Annotated in this window: 12 protein-coding genes and 1 pseudogene; 10 read left to right on the forward strand and 3 right to left on the reverse strand. The window is 67.2% G+C overall.

Annotated elements, in window-relative coordinates:
* Positions 1 to 161: 161 nt before the first annotated feature.
* A complete protein-coding gene (locus E0W60_RS04245) occupies positions 162 to 2,348 on the reverse strand; it encodes a TonB-dependent receptor family protein (RefSeq protein ID WP_135703133.1) in 2,187 nt (728 codons plus the stop codon).
* Positions 2,349 to 2,653: 305 nt separating this feature from the next.
* Here E0W60_RS04245 and E0W60_RS04250 point away from each other — a divergent pair, with 305 nt between their 5' ends.
* From E0W60_RS04250 to E0W60_RS04270, 5 genes and pseudogenes are all read left to right on the forward strand, one after another.
* Positions 2,654 to 3,274 carry a flavodoxin family protein gene (locus E0W60_RS04250; protein ID WP_133095830.1) on the forward strand — a complete coding sequence of 207 codons (621 nt, stop codon included), beginning with the start codon at positions 2,654 to 2,656 and terminating at the stop codon, positions 3,272 to 3,274.
* Between the two features lie 317 nt (positions 3,275 to 3,591).
* Positions 3,592 to 5,316, forward strand: a pseudogene (locus tag E0W60_RS04255) (ribonucleoside triphosphate reductase); the annotation flags it as partial.
* A complete protein-coding gene (nrdD, locus tag E0W60_RS38035) occupies positions 5,313 to 5,486 on the forward strand; it encodes an anaerobic ribonucleoside-triphosphate reductase (RefSeq protein WP_135703134.1) in 174 nt (57 codons plus the stop codon). The pseudogene E0W60_RS04255 and the gene nrdD, both read left to right, overlap by 4 nt.
* Positions 5,449 to 6,213, forward strand: coding sequence for an anaerobic ribonucleoside-triphosphate reductase activating protein (locus tag E0W60_RS04265; protein WP_135703135.1), 765 nt, complete (start codon positions 5,449 to 5,451; stop codon positions 6,211 to 6,213). Before nrdD ends, E0W60_RS04265 begins: the two co-directional genes overlap by 38 nt.
* Before the next feature lie 168 nt (positions 6,214 to 6,381).
* Positions 6,382 to 7,485 carry a methyl-accepting chemotaxis protein gene (locus E0W60_RS04270; protein ID WP_135703136.1) on the forward strand — a complete coding sequence of 368 codons (1,104 nt, stop codon included), beginning with the start codon at positions 6,382 to 6,384 and terminating at the stop codon, positions 7,483 to 7,485.
* A 152-nt stretch (positions 7,486 to 7,637) separates the two neighbouring features.
* Here the strand turns inward: E0W60_RS04270 and E0W60_RS04275 are convergent, their stop codons facing one another.
* Together E0W60_RS04275 and E0W60_RS04280 are read right to left on the reverse strand one after the other, a co-directional pair.
* Positions 7,638 to 8,981: an aspartate aminotransferase family protein gene (locus E0W60_RS04275; protein WP_135703137.1), complete on the reverse strand. Its 1,344-nt coding sequence runs from the start codon at positions 8,979 to 8,981 to the stop codon at positions 7,638 to 7,640.
* 241 nt (positions 8,982 to 9,222) lie between these two features.
* The gene (locus E0W60_RS04280) at positions 9,223 to 10,323 is read right to left on the reverse strand and encodes a helix-turn-helix domain-containing protein (protein ID WP_240745835.1); all 1,101 of its coding nucleotides are present in this window, start codon (positions 10,321 to 10,323) and stop codon (positions 9,223 to 9,225) included.
* Between the two features lie 245 nt (positions 10,324 to 10,568).
* Here E0W60_RS04280 and E0W60_RS04285 point away from each other — a divergent pair, with 245 nt between their 5' ends.
* The 5 genes from E0W60_RS04285 (at position 10,569) to E0W60_RS04305 (ending at position 16,413) form a co-directional block, all read left to right on the forward strand.
* Positions 10,569 to 11,687, forward strand: a complete 1,119-nt coding sequence (locus E0W60_RS04285) for an aromatic ring-hydroxylating oxygenase subunit alpha (protein ID WP_135703138.1) — start codon at positions 10,569 to 10,571, stop codon at positions 11,685 to 11,687.
* Positions 11,688 to 11,715: 28 nt separating this feature from the next.
* The gene (locus E0W60_RS04290; protein WP_135703139.1) at positions 11,716 to 13,182 is read left to right on the forward strand and encodes an aldehyde dehydrogenase family protein; all 1,467 of its coding nucleotides are present in this window, start codon (positions 11,716 to 11,718) and stop codon (positions 13,180 to 13,182) included.
* Positions 13,183 to 13,267: 85 nt separating this feature from the next.
* Complete coding sequence (betA, locus tag E0W60_RS04295; protein WP_133095836.1) at positions 13,268 to 14,998, forward strand: choline dehydrogenase; 1,731 nt, start codon at positions 13,268 to 13,270, stop codon at positions 14,996 to 14,998.
* Positions 14,999 to 15,176: 178 nt separating this feature from the next.
* Entirely contained in the window at positions 15,177 to 16,064 is an 888-nt protein-coding gene (locus E0W60_RS04300; RefSeq protein ID WP_135703140.1) for a TorF family putative porin, read from the forward strand.
* Positions 16,065 to 16,110: 46 nt separating this feature from the next.
* A complete protein-coding gene (locus E0W60_RS04305; RefSeq protein ID WP_133095838.1) occupies positions 16,111 to 16,413 on the forward strand; it encodes a CBU_0592 family membrane protein in 303 nt (100 codons plus the stop codon).
* The last annotated feature ends 254 nt before the right edge of the window (positions 16,414 to 16,667 follow it).

Here is a 16,667-nt window from a genome sequence, read left to right on the forward strand (position 1 = left end):
CTCCGTTCTGGCGCGCGCTGCCGCCGGCAATGACTGGTTGGGCATGCAGGCGGACGCAGCCAAAGCCAACACCTTAAAGGGCAATGGCGCAACAGGCAATCAACAGGCAATCAACAGGCAGTCAGCGAAACCGGGGCGCGACCGCCCGAAGCGTGCCGAGCCTACAAGGCCGCGCGCAGCCCGATGAAGAAGCGCCGGCCCGGTGCCGGCTCGAAGTAACGCCCGTTGGCCTCGTTGACGATCACCGAGCCGATATAGCGCCGGTCGGTCACGTTGTCGATGCGGCCGAACAGGTAGGCGCGAGTCGGGCCGATGCGGAACTCATAGCCCGCGCGCAGGTTGAAGACCGCGTAGCCGGGCGCGGCCTGCGTGTTGAGATCGTCGGCATAGACGCGGCTGTCGACGCGCATCTCGGCGCCGAGCGTGAGCGGCGCCAGCGGCCGCCAGGCCACCTCTGCGCTGAGGCTGTGGCGCGCGGTGCCGGGCAGCCGGTTGCCCGCGGCCACGGTCTGGCCCTGCGCGTTGACGAAGGCATCGCCGAAATAGGCATCGAGCCAGGTATAGGCCAGCCCGGCCTCGACGCGGCTGCCGCCGCCCTGCCCCGGCGTGCCGACCTGCCCCAGGAAGCCGCCGCGCCAGCCCAGCTCGAAGCCGCGCCGGCGCACGCCGTTGACGTTCTGGTAGACGGTGCGGCCCGCGTTGTTCGATTGCGGCACCACTTCGTCGTGGCTGTCGGCATCGAACAGCGCGGCCTCCAGCCGCTGCCCGTCAGCCTGCCACTTGATGCCGATCTCGCCCTGACGGCTGGTCGAGGCGCGCAGGCCAAGGTTGCTGCCGACCCCGCCGGGGCCATAGGCGATCTCGGTCAGCGTCGGCGTCTCGAAACCGCGCCCGAGGTTGGCGTAGACGTTCAGGGTATCGAGCGCATGCCACACCAGTCCCAGCACCGGGCTGACGTTGCTGTAGGTGGCGGTGCCGCTGTCGTCCGGGCTGGCCGCGGTGATGAACTGGTCGTCGATGCCGAGCCGCACGCGGCTGGCACGCACGCCGCCGACCACCTGCCAGGCGGGGTGGAAGGTCCAGTCGACCTGCGCGAAGGCGCCCAGGTCGGTCGCGGTATTGGTCTCGTCGCGCCGCAGCGCGCCCTGGCTGCCATCCTGGTTGACATAGCCGTTGCGGCCGTCGCGCATGCCGTTGGCTTCCACCCCGGCAGTCCACCGCAGCGGCAGGCCGTTGGCGGTAGTGCGCCGGCTCCAGGACAGCGCACCGCCGCCAAAGATGCGATCCAGGTCGACGATGCCGCCAGACGACGTCGGCGCGGCGCCGCTGAAGCCGAGCCGCTGGTACAGGTTGCGGGTGCCGCCGTAGAGACGCCCGGAGAGGCTGTCGAGGTCGGTCAGCTGGTGCTCCGCCACCACGCCCGCCTGCGCCTGCTCGACGTTCTTGCCGGTGTCAAACTGGGTCGCCGCCGGCACCGCCTGGCGCGGGTTGGCATCGGCCTGCGCGCGCGTCAGCCCGAGCGGATCCTGCGCCAGCGGCTGGTTGAAGTAGTTGAACTGGCCGGTCACGCGCGTGCCGCTGGCCGGCTGCGCCACCACGCGTGCATTGAGCTGGTAGCGGCGCGCCGCCGAATGGTCGCGGTAGCCGTCGGTCTGGTAGGTCCAGGCATCGAGCGAGCCGCCCAGGCGCTCGTTGCCGCCGGCCAGCGCCACCCCGGCCTGCCACTGGCCGTCCGAGCCGAAGCCGGTCGACGCGCGCGCGGTAAAGCCGTCCTTGGGCGGGTCGGGCGTAAACACCTGCACCACGCCGCCCGAGGCATTGCCGTACATCTGCGCAAACGGGCCGCGCAGCACCTCGACCCGGCCGGCGTTGGGCAGGTCGGCGGTGGAGGCCTGGCCCTGCCCGTCCGGCATGGTCGCGGGGATGCCGTCGACATAGAGCCGAACGCCGCGCACGCCGAATGTGGAACGCGTGCCGAAGCCGCGCACCGCCAGTTGCAGGTCCTGCGAATAGTTCTGCCGGTCGCGCACGGCCACGCCCGGCACACCCGCCAGCACTTCGGACAGATTGACCAGCGGCGTGGCGCCGCGCAGCGGATCGACCGGCACGCTGTCTACCGCGGCGGGCGCGTCGAAGCGGCGCTGCTCGCTGCGGGTGGCGGTGACCACGATGTCGGAGAGGGTTTCGCCGGTGGCGGCGGCCACCGCGCTGTCCGGCGCATCTGCGGCGCGCACGCCGGCGCATGTGAGCAGCAAGGCTGCCAGCGCCAATGCCCTGGGCACCAGCACGCGGAGGCAGGGACGGCGCTGATGCAAGACCGACGAAGGCTGCGTGCCGCCTGGTCTCATGATGGTCGGGGGCGTGGGCCACAAGTGGTGGTGCCGCAACTTTATCGCGTCCCGGGGCGCTTTTCCATGGCCGCCGCTGCGGGGAAAACCCGGGATAGCGCTGCGTCGACGATCGTCCAGCGCGGCACGATCGAAACTTCAAAATATTTCAATAATTTGTTTAATGAATGGCCTCACGCAGGGGTAACCGCGTGCCTAAACTCTCTTCACCGGCCGACACAACGCGCGATACTAAAAGGCAGACACGCCACAGCGCAGCGCAGCAAACGGTCATTCAGATTTTTAAAATCAAGGGACTAGACACCATGCATACCCAACCTACCCGCGTCGCCATCGTCTACCACAGCGGCTACGGCCACACCGCCAAGCAGGCCCAGGCCGTCGCCCGCGGCGCCGGCAGCGTGGCGGGTGCCGAAAGCCTGCTGATTCCGGTGGAAGACATCGACCAGCACTGGGACACGCTGGAGCAGGTCGACGCCATCATCTTCGGTGCGCCGACCTACATGGGCAGCGCCTCGGCGCAGTTCAAGGGCTTCATGGACGCCACCTCGCGCAACGTCTTCGCCAAGGGCGGCAAGTGGGCCAACAAGGTCGCGGCCGGCTTCACCAACGCCGCCTCGCGTTCGGGCGACAAGCTGGCAACGCTGCAGCAGATCGCCATTTTCGCGGCACAGCACGGCATGCACTGGGTCAACCTGGGCCTGCCCCCGGGCCACAACAACTCCAAGTCGACCGAGGACTCGCTGAACCGCCATGGCTTCTTCCTCGGCGCCGCCGCGCAGTCCAACGCCGATGAAAGCGCCGACGTGGTGCCGCCGCTGGCGGACCTGCGCACCGCCGAGCACCTCGGTGCGCGCGTCGCTGAAGTGGCGCAACAACTGGTGGCAGGCCGGCGCGCGCTGGCGGAACTGAAGCAGGCCGCCTGACCCCTCACCACGCCTCGCGCGTGAACTGCCTGCCGGCCCTTCGGGGCCGGTTTGCGTTTTGGGAGACGTGCGTTGCACCGCAGCGGGAATGCCCCGCCCGGAAATATGGCTTTGCGCGCGCGCAAGCGCTGCCCCAGCCAGCCAGGCGCCGGTTATGTCGGTTGACAGCCGTCAACCTAGACGCAGAACACATGACTCCGGCAGCTCATGACCACTATATGTAGTGCTAACCTGTGCGTCACACACTACATAAAGGGGTAAACATGCGCGACGCACAGCAAGCCGGCACGCTGCCGCCGGCCCAGCCCGGCGGCCAGGTCGACGTGGCCAGCGCCATGGAGGAATACCTGGCCCAGCGCGACTGGCGCGTGCGCGCCAACGCCAACCAGGGCTATAGCCTGGGCGGACTGATCCTCAACGTCGCCGGCAAGGTCACGGCCAACTACTGGCTGTCGCAAATCTTCAGCCCTGAATCCGGGCAGGCGCACCGCGACGGCGACCTGCATATCCATGACCTCGACATGCTGTCCGGCTACTGCGCCGGCTGGTCGCTGCGCCAGTTGCTGGCGGAAGGCTTCAACGGCGTGCCGGGCAAGGTCGAGGCCAACCCGCCCAGGCATATGTCGGCCGCCGTCGGCCAGATCGTCAACTTCCTCGGCACGCTGCAGAACGAGTGGGCCGGCGCGCAGGCATTTTCCAGCTTCGATACCTACATGGCGCCGTTCGTGCGGCACGACCGCATGGACTACCGCGCGGTACGCCAGGCGATGCAGGAGCTTGTATTCAACCTGAACGTGCCAAGCCGCTGGGGCACGCAGACGCCGTTCACCAACCTCACCTTCGACTGGACCTGCCCGCAGGACCTGGCCGGCCAGGTGCCGTATATCGCCGGCGAGGAAATGCCGTTCACCTACGGCGACCTGCAGCCGGAGATGGACATGATCAACCGCGCCTACATCGAGGTGATGATGCAGGGCGATGCGCGCGGGCGCGCCTTCACTTTCCCGATCCCCACCTACAACATCACGCCGGACTTCGACTGGGACCATGCCAATGCCGAGCCGCTGTTCGAGATGACGGCGCGCTACGGGCTGCCCTACTTCCAGAATTTCATCAATTCCGACCTGGAGCCGCACATGGTCCGCTCCATGTGCTGCCGCCTGCAGCTGGACCTGCGCGAACTGCTCAAGCGCGGCAACGGCCTGTTCGGCTCGGCCGAGCAGACCGGCTCGGTCGGCGTGGTCACCGTCAACTGCGCGCGCCTGGGCTACCTGCACGCGGGCGACGAGGCCGGGCTGACGGCAGCACTGGACCGCCTGCTGGCGCTGGGCCGAGACGTGCTCGAAGACAAGCGCCGCGTGGTGCAGCACTACATCGACGCGGGGCTGTATCCCTATACGCGCCGCTACCTCGGCACGCTGCGCAACCACTTCAGCACGCTCGGCGTCAACGGCATCAACGAAATGATCCGGAATTTCTCCGGCGACGCCGACGACATCACGACGCCGGGCGGGCATGCCATGGCATTGCGGCTGCTCGATCATGTGCGCGCGCGCATCGGCGAGTTCCAGGAGGCGACCGGCCACCTTTACAACCTGGAGGCAACGCCGGCCGAAGGCACCACCTACCGCTTTGCGCGTGAAGACCGCAAGCGCTGGCCCGACATCCTGCAGGCCGGCACCGCCGAGCAGCCCTACTACACCAATTCCAGCCAGTTGCCGGCCGGCTATACCGACGATCCGTTCACCGCGCTGTCGATGCAGGAGGCGCTGCAAGGCAAGTACACCGGCGGCACCGTGCTGCACCTGTACATGAACGAAGCCCTGTCCGGCGCACAGGCCTGCAAGGCGCTGGTCCGGCGCGCGCTGTCGCGCTTCCGCGTGCCGTACCTCACCGTCACGCCCACGTTCTCGATCTGCCCGAAGCACGGCTACCTGAGCGGGCGCCACGAGTTCTGTCCCCGGTGCGATGCCGAGTTGCTGGCACGCGCCCCAGCCGCGGCGAGCGCGCCGCAAACCCAACCTGAAGAGGAGCTCTCATGAATACCGAATCGCGCCAGCCAGCCACGCCGGCCCTCGATCCCGCCCTGCGTACCCGCTGCGAGGTCTGGACCCGGGTGATGGGCTATCACCGGCCCGTGACGTCCTTCAACACCGGCAAGCAGGGGGAGTTCAATGAGCGGCTTTTCTTCACCGAAAGCGCCTGTCGCTGACAGCCCCTGCCTCACGGCCATACCGGTGCCCGCGCCGGCGGCCACCGCGTCATTGCTGGGCGGGCCGGCGCTCGCCGGCCTGGTGCCATTCTCCAGCGTGGACTGGCCCGGCCAGCTGGCGGCGGTGCTGTTTATCGCCGGCTGCCCGTGGCGCTGCGGCTATTGCCACAACGCCCACCTGCAGCGGCGCCATGCGGCCTATGCCTGGCCTGCAGTGCTGGACTGGCTGAAGACCCGCGCCGGGCTGCTCGACGGCGTAGTGTTTTCCGGCGGCGAGCCGCTCAGCGAAGCGCGCCTGCCGGACCTGGCCGCGGCGGTGCGCGCGCTCGGTTTCAAGGTGGGGCTACATACCGCCGGCATCTACCCGCGCCGTCTCGCCGCACTGTTGCCACTGCTGGACTGGGTCGGGTTGGATATCAAGGCGGACGCCGCCGGCCACGATGCGCTGGTTGGACGGCCCGGCGGCCTGGCGCGCGTGCAGGCCAGCCTGGCGCTGCTGATCGGCGCCGGCGTCCCGTTCGAATGCCGGACAACGTGGGATCCCGCCTGCCTCAGCGAGCCGCGCTTGCTGGCGCTGGCACGCTCGCTGGCCGCGCATGGCGTGCGCCACTATGCCGTGCAGGCCTGCCGGACGGGCACGGTGGCGGTGCCTGGCGCATCGTTGAGCGCGCCGGGGCGCGCGGCGCTGGCGTCGTCGTTCGAGACGTTCTGCTACCGCGAAGGGTGAGCCGTGCCGCCCGGCGGTGCCTTTGGCCCCCGTCCGCAAAAAATTCCCTAAAGCCCCGCCTTCCGCCGTCGATAACAGTAGGTTGAGGCGTCAAGCGTGCGTGCCGGCGAACCGGCACCGGCGAGGCGCCATGACAGCCGACTTGGACAGCGGGGGAACGGAGGAGACATGCAGAACCTGGGAATACGGATGAAGCTCGGCGCGGCGTTCGGCGCCATGTGGTCACTGGCGGCGGTCGGCATCGCGATCGCACTGCCGCGCATGCAGGGCGCCGCCGACGGCAACGCGCGCAACCTGCTGGTGGCGCTTGGCGTGGCCGGATTGGGCGTGGCGGTGGCGGCCACCTGGGCCCTGGCGCGCAGCATCGAGGCGCCGCTGGCCGAAGCGGTCTACATCGCCGAGACAGTGGCCGCCGGCGACCTGAGCCAGGACTTCGAGACCGAGCGCGGCGGCGAATTCGGCCGGCTGCTGGGCGGGCTGGGCGAGATGGAAGACATGCTCACCGACCTGGTGACGCGCATCAAGGCCGCCACCGATTCCATCGGCGCGGCCTCGCACCAGATCGCCGCCGGCAATACCGACCTGTCGCAGCGCACCGAGGAACAGGCCGCCTCGCTGCAGCAGACCGCGGCCAGCATGGGCGAGCTGACGGCGATGGTGCGCCAGAACACCGAACGCGCACGCGCGGCCAACGGCCTCGCGGAAGCCGCATCCGGCATCGCCGAGCGCGGCGGCGAGGTGGTCGGCAACGTGGTCCAGACCATGTCGGCGATCAGCGCCAGTTCGCGCAAGGTCACCGACATCATCGAAGTGATCGAAGGCATTGCCTTCCAGACCAACATCCTCGCGCTAAACGCCGCGGTGGAAGCCGCGCGCGCCGGCGAGCAGGGCCGCGGCTTCGCCGTGGTGGCGGGCGAGGTGCGCACGCTGGCGCAACGCAGCGCCGCGGCGGCCAAGGAGATCAAGCAGCTGATCGACGCCTCGGTGCAGCAGGTGGACAGCGGCTCGGCGCTGGTCGGGCAGGCGGGCGAGACCATGCATGAAATCGTGCAGTCAGTCAGCCGCGTCACGGCGCTGCTGGGCGAGATCACCGTGGCGTCGGAACAGCAGAGCGCGGGGATCGCGCAGGTGAATGAAGCGGTGGCGCAGATGGACAGCGTGACGCAGCAGAACGCCGCACTGGTGGAGCAGGCGGCCAGTGCTTCGAGTGCGCTGGCGGGGCAGGCTACGGAGTTGCAGCAGGTGGTGGGGGAGTTCAAGCTGGAGGCTTGAGCGGGGCTGCGACGACGCATCCCTACCGATGGTTTGCTCCCCTCTCCCACTTCGCGGGAGAGGGGAGCCTTCGCCAGCGGTGGAGGCTTGCGTATTAGCGCGCCGGCGCACCACCGCACTTGATGGCGAGGCAGCGCTCGCGCGCCCACGCCCTACACTGCAGCAACCACCCCCGCCGGCAGCACAGCCCGCACCGCCGCTACAAAGCGCCCCACGATATTGTCGATATCCTGCTCCGTACTGATAAACGGCGGCGCAAACAACACGTGGTCGCCACGCACGCCGTCCACCGTGCCACCCATCGGATAGACCAGCAACCCGTTCTGCATCGCCGCAGACTTGAGTCGCGCATGCGTCTTCAGCGCGGGATCGAGCGTCGCCTTGCTGTCGCGGTCCGCGACAAACTCCACGCCGACAAATAGCCCGCGTCCGCGCACGTCGCCCAGGTTGGGATGGTCGCCCAGTGCTTCGCGCAGCCGCGCGCGCAATTGCTCGCCGCGGGCCAGCACATTGGCCAGCAGCCTGTCTTCGGCAATCGTGCGCTGCACCGCCAGCGCCGCTGCACAGGCGGTGGCATGCCCGATGTAGGTATGGCCGTGCTGGAAGAAGCCGCTGCCGCCGACGATGGCGTCATAGATGCGGCGCGTCGACAGCATCGCCCCGATCGGCTGGTAGCCGGCCCCGAGGCCCTTGGCAATGGTGACGATATCCGGCACCACGCCATCCTCTTCGCACGCGAACAGGTGGCCGGTGCGGCCCATGCCGGACATCACTTCGTCCAGGATCAGCAGCACGCCGTACTTGTCGCACACGGCGCGGATGCGCTTCAGGTAGTCGCCCACCGGCGGCACCGCGCCGGCGGTGGCGCCGACCACCGTCTCGGCGACGAAAGCGGCGACGGTGTCCGGCCCCAGTTCCAGGATCTTCGCTTCGAGCTCGTCGGCGAGCCGCTGTGCGTACTGCGCGTCGGTCTCGCCAGCCTGCTGGTCGCGATAGGCGTAGCACGGCGAGACGTGATGCGCCGGCACCAGCAGCGGCAAGAACGGCTCGCGCCGCCAGGCATTGCCGCCGATCGCCAGCGCGCCGAGCGTGTTGCCGTGGTAGCTCTGACGGCGCGCGATGAAATGGCGGCGGCCCGGTTGGCCCACCTCGACGAAATACTGGCGCGCCAGCTTCAGCGCCGATTCCACGGCTTCGGAGCCGCCCGAGACGAAATACACATGGTCGAGATCTCCGGGCGCGGCGTGCGCCAGCGTTTCGGCCAGCGTTTCCGACACCTCGGTGGTGAAGAACGAGGTATGCGCGTAGGCAATGGTGTCGAGCTGCGACTTGATCGCCTCGATCACACGCGGGTGCGCGTGCCCGAGGCACGATACGGCGGCGCCGCCGGAGGCATCGAGGTAGCGCTTGCCTTCGCTGTCGATCAGTTCGATCCCCTGCCCGGCAACGGCGACGGGCAGTTTCTGACGCGGATTGCGATGGAATACGTGGGTCATGATGGCGTGGTGGTGGCAATGGCCGGACGCTACGGCTGCGCGGCACGGGCGACACGCATCGTGGCGCGGTGCGAAACAGTATAAGGACTTGGCGGGGATTTGCGCAACATTTGTTGCATTTACGATTTCCCATGCAATCAAGACGTTTTCACCGAAAAGTACGCCGGCATCACCCGAAAGCCACCCGGTGCGAAACGATTGTTTCACCACAGCGCGTAGCGTCGCACCTGACGGATGCCCCTCAACGCCTGCTCTTCGCCGCTTTCGGCCCCTCCGTGCCACCCTCCCCCTCTGCCAACGCCTCCACCAACGCGGCCTTGACGCGCTTCTGCTCGGTCACGTCCTGCGACGCGCCCACCATGGTCAGCGCATTGCCGTGCTCGTCCAGCGTGACCTCGCCTTCCTCGTGGATGTCGCGGAGGCTGCCGTCGGGCAGCGTGATGCGGTAGTCCACGCGGTACGGCGCCTTGTCGACGGTGGCCGCGCGGATGGCGGCCTGCACGCGCGGGCGATCCTCCTCGACGATCGAGGCCAGGTAGCGGTCCATCGTCACCTTGAACGCCTGCGGCGCCCACCCGAAGATGCGATAGGCCTCGTCGGTCCAGGCGCAGTCGTCGGTCTGGATGTTCCAGTACCAGCCGCCCAGGTGCGCGATCTCCTGCGCCTTGGCCAGCAGCGCCTCGTTCTGGCGCAGCGCGGCCTCGGCGCGGCGGCGTTCGGTGATGTCCAGGCTGACGCCGATCATCTTCACCGGGCGCTGGTCGAAATCGCGCACCAGCGTGGCCCGCGACGAGATCCAGCGCGTGGTGCCCTCGTGCACCACGCGGAATTCCCACTCGTGCATTTCCTGCGCGCCCAGCGTGCGCGCCAGCACTTCCTTGAGCCGCGCCACGTCGGCCGGATGCACGCAGGCCCAGAAGTCGTCCATGTTGCGGATATGCCGGCCGAACAGCGTGACGTCGTTGGATGAGTACGTCAGGCCGTCGGTCAGCACGTTCCATTCCCACGTGACGATGCCCGAGACCTCCTGCGCGAACTTCATACGCGCCTCGCTTTCCATGATCTCGGCCAGGTGCTTCTGGCGCAGTTCCTTGATGTGCGGATCGGACGCGCTGCTTGCCTCCAGGTCGGCGATGGCCTGCTCGCCATATCGCAGCCACAGCCAGTTCACGCCCAGGAAGCGCGCCAGCGCCAGCAGGCGCTCATATTCGATCTCGCCGCCGCGGGTCCACTTGTGTACCGCCGATGGCGAGACCGACAGGGCCTCGGCCACCTGCTTGAGCATGATCCTTTTGCCCTCCAGCACGCCTTTCAGGCGGGTGGCAAAAGTGTCTTCGGTCATGGCATCCCCTCTACTTTTTTTCAACCGATGGTGAATTGAGTAACTCGAACCTTACACCATCGGGGTAAATCGCGTGACTTGATAGCTTGGATCAATTGTGTATGTGTTATCGATCGCTTTTACCATATTGCGCCGCTCCCGCTCTCGTCACTAGACTTCATTCCACATCACTGGTGGTAATTTAATTTACTTTCAGTGAATCGACAAGTCACCGCACAGACCGAGACAAACGAGGAGACACCCCCATGCAAGAGACCACCGCCGCCGCCTGCAGCACCACCCCGCTGGCCTACACGCTGCCGGCCCACTACTACACCTCGCCGGAGATCTTCGAGCACGAAAAGAAGACGATCTTCGCGCGCAGCTGGGTCTGCGTGATGCACAAGAGCCAGGTCGCCGAGAACAACCAGTACGCCACCGCCAAGGTGGCGGGCGAGAACGTGTTCGTGGTGCGCGGCCGCGACGGCGTGCTGCGCGCGTTCTACAACGTGTGCCCGCACCGCGCGCACGAGCTGTTCGCCGATGGCGCCGGCAAGGCAAAGAACGTGATCACCTGCCCGTACCACGCGTGGTCGTTCGGCCTGGACGGCAAGCTGATCCATGTGCGCAACGCCGAAAACGTGCCGGGCTTCTGCAAGGACAACGCCGGGCTGACGCCGGTGCGCGTGGAAGAGTTCTGCGGCCTGATTTTCGTCAACCTGGACATGGATGCGAAGCCGCTGTCGGAACTGGCCGCCGGCCTGAACGACGAGATCCGCGCGCGCTGCCCTGACGTCGACAAGCTGGTACCGGCGCACAAGCTCACCTACGAAATGAAGGCCAACTGGAAGGTGGTGGTCGACAACTACCTGGAGTGCCTGCACTGCCAGACCGCGCACCCGGCGCTGGTCGAGTCGATCAGGATGGAGACCTACAAGCACGAAGTGCGCGGCCTCTACACCAGCCAGGTCGGACAGACCCGCTCCGGCAGCGACGCCTTCACGTATGACAGCGATGCGCCCAATACCGACTTCGCCGCGTACTGGCTGTGGCCCAACGTCACGCTGAACGTGCTGCCGGGCGACGGCAACTATGGCGTGTTCTACATGTTCCCGGTGGATGCCGACACCACCATCCAGCACTTCGAGTTCTACTTCCGCGACAGCACGCCCACGGCCGAGCAGGAACAGCTGATCGAGTACTACAAGAACGTGCTCAAGCCGGAAGACCTCAGCATCGTCGAATCGGTGCAGCGCGGCCTGAAGTCGCGCGGCTACCGCAACGGGCAAGGTCCGCTGCTGGTCACCGACGACAAGACCTCCGCCATCGGCGAGCACGGCGTGCAGCACTTCCAGCAGATGGTGCTCGACGCGCTGGCCGCCTGAACCAACAAGATAACGAGGAACCGCAGCAATGATCCAGACCCAGCTCTATATCGACGGCCAGTGGCAGTCGCCCGTCGACCACGGCACGCGCGCCATCGTGAGCCCGGCCGACGAATCCGTGATCGCCCAGGCCGCCGAAGCCACCCGCGCCGACGCGCGCCTGGCCATCGCAGCTGCGCGCAAGGCCTTCGACGGCCCGTGGCGCCAGACGACGATCCGTGACCGCGCCAGACTGCTGAACAAGATCGCCGGATTGATCGACCGCGATGCCGAGAAGCTCGCCCACCTGGAGTCGCTCAACACCGGCAAGACGCTGGCCGAGAGCCGCACCGACATGGGCGATATCGCCGCCACCTTCCGCTACTTTGCCGGGCTGGTGGCGTCGGAATCGGGCGCCGTCAACGAAGCGCCGCACCACGTCATCAGCCGCACGCTGCGCGAGCCGGTCGGCGTGTGCGGCCTGATCACGCCGTGGAACTACCCGCTGCTGCAGGCCGCATGGAAGATCGCGCCGGCGCTGGGTGCGGGCAACACCGTGGTGATCAAGCCCAGCAACCTGACGCCGCTGACCACGCACCACTTCACGCAGCTGGTGGCCGAGCTGGACCTGCCGCCAGGCGTGTTCAACCTGGTGACCGGCGGCGCCGAAGTCGGGGCCGAACTGGCCGAGAGCCTGGATGTGGACCTGGTGTCCTTCACCGGCGGCGCCTTTGCCGGCGAGAGCATCATGAAGGCCGCCACCGGCAACTTCAAGCGCATCGGTCTGGAGCTGGGCGGCAAGAACCCCAACATCGTCTTTGCCGATGCCGACCTGGATGCCGCGGTGGACTACGCGCTCAACGCCGCGTTCTTCCACGCCGGCCAGGTCTGCTCCGCCGGCTCGCGCCTGATGATCGAGGACAGCATCTATGATGCATTCATCAGCCGGCTGGCCGAACGCCTGCCGCGCATCGTGATCGGCAACGGCTTTCATGGCGAAACGCAAATGGGCCCGGTGCAGTCGGCGCAACAGCACGAGAAGATCCTTGGCATGGTGCAGGCCGGCATTGCGGAAGGCGCGCGCCTGGTCCACGGCGGCAAGCGGCCGGCCGGCGACGTGTACAAGAAGGGCTACTGGCTGGAGCCGACGCTGCTGGCCGACGTGACGGCAGACATGAAGATTGCGAAGGAGGAGATTTTTGGGCCGGTGATCACGGCCGAGCGTTTCCGCTCCGAAGAAGAGGCACTGCGTGCCGCCAACGACACGCCGTACGGCCTGGCCGCCGCGGTCTGGACCCGCGACCTGGACAAGGCCAACCGCATGTCGCGCGCGCTGCGCTTCGGCACGGTGTGGGTCAACGACTACCACCCGTACTTCCCGGAAGCGCCGTGGGGCGGCTACAAGGCGAGCGGCATCGGCCGCGAGCTGGCCCGCATCGGCCTGGACGAGTACACCGAGCTCAAGCACAGCTATATCAACCTGGCCCCCAAGGCGATGGGCTGGTTTGGCGCCTGAGCGCAGCTGACTTCGCAATCGCGTGCGCGGCGGTACCGTCCCCGGGCTGCCACGCACGGCGTCAAGCACACAAGGAGATTGCACCATGCAGGCAATCCAAGAGTACGACTACATCATCGTCGGCGCAGGTTCCGCGGGCTGCGTGCTGGCGGCGCGGCTGACCGAGGACGCCGGTGTCTCGGTGCTGCTGCTGGAAGCCGGCGGCCCAGACTGGCGCCTGGACTGGCGCACGCAGATGCCTGCGGCGCTGGCGTATCCGCTGCAGGGCACCACCTATAACTGGGCCTATGTGACCGAGCCCGAGCCGCACATGAACAACCGCCGCATGACGCAGGGCCGCGGCAAGGGACTGGGCGGGTCGTCGCTGATCAACGGCATGGTCTATATCCGCGGCAACGCGATGGACTATGACGGCTGGGCGGAGAACCGGTCGCTGGAGGACTGGAGCTACGCCGACTGCCTGCCCTACTTCCGCAAGGCCGAGACCTACGACAAGGGCGCCAACGACTACCACGGCGGCAACGGCCCGCTGCATGTGACCACCCCGAAGGCGAACATCAGCCCGCTGTTCGACGCCTTTATCAAGGCCGGCGAGCAGGCTGGCTATGGCAAGACCGACGACCTGAACGGCTACAGGCAGGAAGGCTTCGGTCCGATGGACCGCACCACCACCGCGCGCGGCCGCCGCTGCAGCACGTCGCTGGCCTACCTCGACCAGGCGAAGGACCGGCCCAACCTGACCGTGCACACCCGTGCGCTCGCGGACCGCGTCCTGTTCTCCGGGCAGCGCGCCATCGGCGTGTCATACATCCAGGGCGATCACGTGCGTGAAGCGCGCGCGCGCCGCGAAGTGATCGTCAGCAATGGCGCGGTGGCCTCGCCGCAACTGCTGCTGCGCTCCGGCGTGGGCAATGCCGATGAGCTGCGCGCGTTCGGCATCGATCCCGTCGCGGACCTGAAAGGCGTCGGCGAAAACCTGCAGGACCACCTGGAGATGTACCTGCAGTACGAATGCATTAAGCCCGTGTCGCTGTACCCCGCGCTGAAGTGGTGGAACAAGCCGGCCATCGGCATCGAGTGGTACCTGCGCGGCACGGGCATCGCGTCGTCGAACCACTTCGAAGCGGGCGGCTTTATCCGCAGCAGCGACGAGTTTGCGTGGCCCAACCTGCAGTACCACTTCATCCCGCTGGCGATGAACTACGACGGCAGCAACCCGGTGCAGTCGCACGGCTTCCAGTGCCATGTGGGCTCGATGCGCTCGCCCAGCACCGGCTTCGTCAAGCTGGCCAGCCGCGACCCGCGCGTCAAGCCGCGCCTGCTGTTCAACTACATGGCGCATGACGTGGACTGGCGCGAGTTCCGCGCCGCGGTGCGCCTGACGCGCGAGATCATCGGCCAGCAGGCGATGGACCAGTTCCGCGGCCGCGAGATCAAGCCCGGCATGATGATACAGAGCGATGCCGAGATCGATGCCTTCGTACGCGAGCATGCCGAGACCGCCCTGCACCCGTCGTGCACGTGCAAGATGGGCGACGCGTCCGACCCGATGGCCGTGGTCGACAACCAGGGCCGCGTGCATGGCCTGTCTGGCCTGCGCGTGGTCGATGCCTCGATCATGCCGAGGATCGTCACCGGCAACCTGAACGCGCCCACGATCATGATGGCCGAGAAGCTGGCCGACGTGATCCGCGGTCGCGCCCCGCTGCAGCGCTCGACGGCGCCTTACTACAAGGCGGCGCCGGCGCGCAGGCAGGCGAGTGCGGAGCGAGCGCAGCCACCCACCGCGCGCGTCCCCGTGCCTATGCCTGCCTGACCCGAGCGGCGCGACTCGCGGGCCTACCGCCCGAACCCTGACTGCGGCACATGTGCTGCCGGGACCAAGGTCCCGGCGGGCAGCGTGCGCCCGGCCGGACGCGTCGCGCCTCCCACACCACCAAAAGCCGGCGACCCATCAACAAACCCAGACCGGCTGCAAGGAGGAGACAACTTCCATGCTGCGCAAATGCTTTCCCGCAAGACGGGCCCTGCAAGGCGCCCTGCCCCTGTTGCTGTGCCAGGCGCTGCCGGCGCTGGCTCAAGCCGACGGCGACACCACGCTGGCGGTCGCGCCGGTGCCGCAGGTCACCGCGACCGTGCCGCCGGCAGAAGCCGCTGCGGTAGCGTCGCCGTGGAGCGCCAACATGACGCTGACCTCGCAGTACGTCTCGCGCGGCTTCCGCCAGACCTGGGGCAAGCCTGCCGTACAGGGCGGCATCGACTACGCCCATCCGAGCGGCTTTTCCGCGGGCACCTGGATGTCGAGCATCAGCGACAAGTTCATCGAGGGCGGCACGGTCGAATGGGACTTGTATGCCGGCTACACCGGCACAGTCGGCGACTTCGTCTACGCCGGACAGGTTTACTACTACCTGTATCCGGGCGCGAAACTGCAGTACGCACAGACCAGATACAACTATGGCGAGGCAGTCGCCTCGCTGACCTACAAGTGGTTCAACGTCAAGTACTGGCTGACCTATACGCCCGACTACTTCGGCTATAACAGCGCCTCGCTGTTGACCGGCAACAACCTGCACAGCCGCGGCTCGGGCTACCTCGACATCAACGGCACCTTCGACCTCGGCCACGGCGTTTCGCTACTGCTGCACTACGGTCAGGAGCGCGTGCGCAATTTTGCCGCCTACAGCTTCCGCGACGTGCGCGTCGCGGTTTCCAAGGCGTTCGAAGGCGGCTGGACCCTGACGGGCGCCTACACCCGCGGCTGGGGCCGCACCAACGTCTACGACAACTACACCACCGGCGCGCTGGATTCCTCCGGCAACCCGGCGGTGTCCAACCCGCTGAAAAGCACGTTCCTGGTCTCGCTGACCAAGACGTTCTGACGGCATTCACCAACCGCTGTACCACTGCCTTACGAAGCACACCACCATGGCCTCCCTGGGTCTTACCGATGCGACCGGACTTGTCGGCGTAGCCGCCTACGTCGCCGCGCACTTTGCCGTGCAGGTCCTGCACAAATCCCCGACCGGCCGGCTGGCGGTCGTCCTCAACGTGATCGGGCCGAGCTGCATCCTGATCTCGCTGACCGGCGCCTTCAACCTGGCCTCGTTCCTGACCCAGTGCTTCTGGCTGGGGCTGACGCTGTTGGGATGGTGGCGCAACCGGCGGACCGGGCGCGCGGTGGTTGAAACGTTGGGTGGCCCGCGTCCGGGGCAGCCCGTGCAGCAGTAACCCACGGCGCGGCCGGTGCCGATTGCAACGCGATACAAAACTTCCGTTGCCATGGCACAGCGCCGTTCCTATACTCATTCGAAACACCATTAGTGCTGTAATTTACTTTTGGTGAATTGATAAGACACCGGAAGTTGCGAGACCTGCATTCGGGGATCGCGGCAACCCCGGGATGACAACAGGAGACAAGGATGAGAAACGCCCCCAAAATTCCCGCCACAGATTCCCGACCGTCGTAACGACCGGCAGGCAGT

The sequence above is a fragment of the Cupriavidus oxalaticus genome (assembly GCF_004768545.1).
Taxonomy (GTDB): Bacteria; Pseudomonadota; Gammaproteobacteria; order Burkholderiales; family Burkholderiaceae; genus Cupriavidus; species Cupriavidus oxalaticus_A.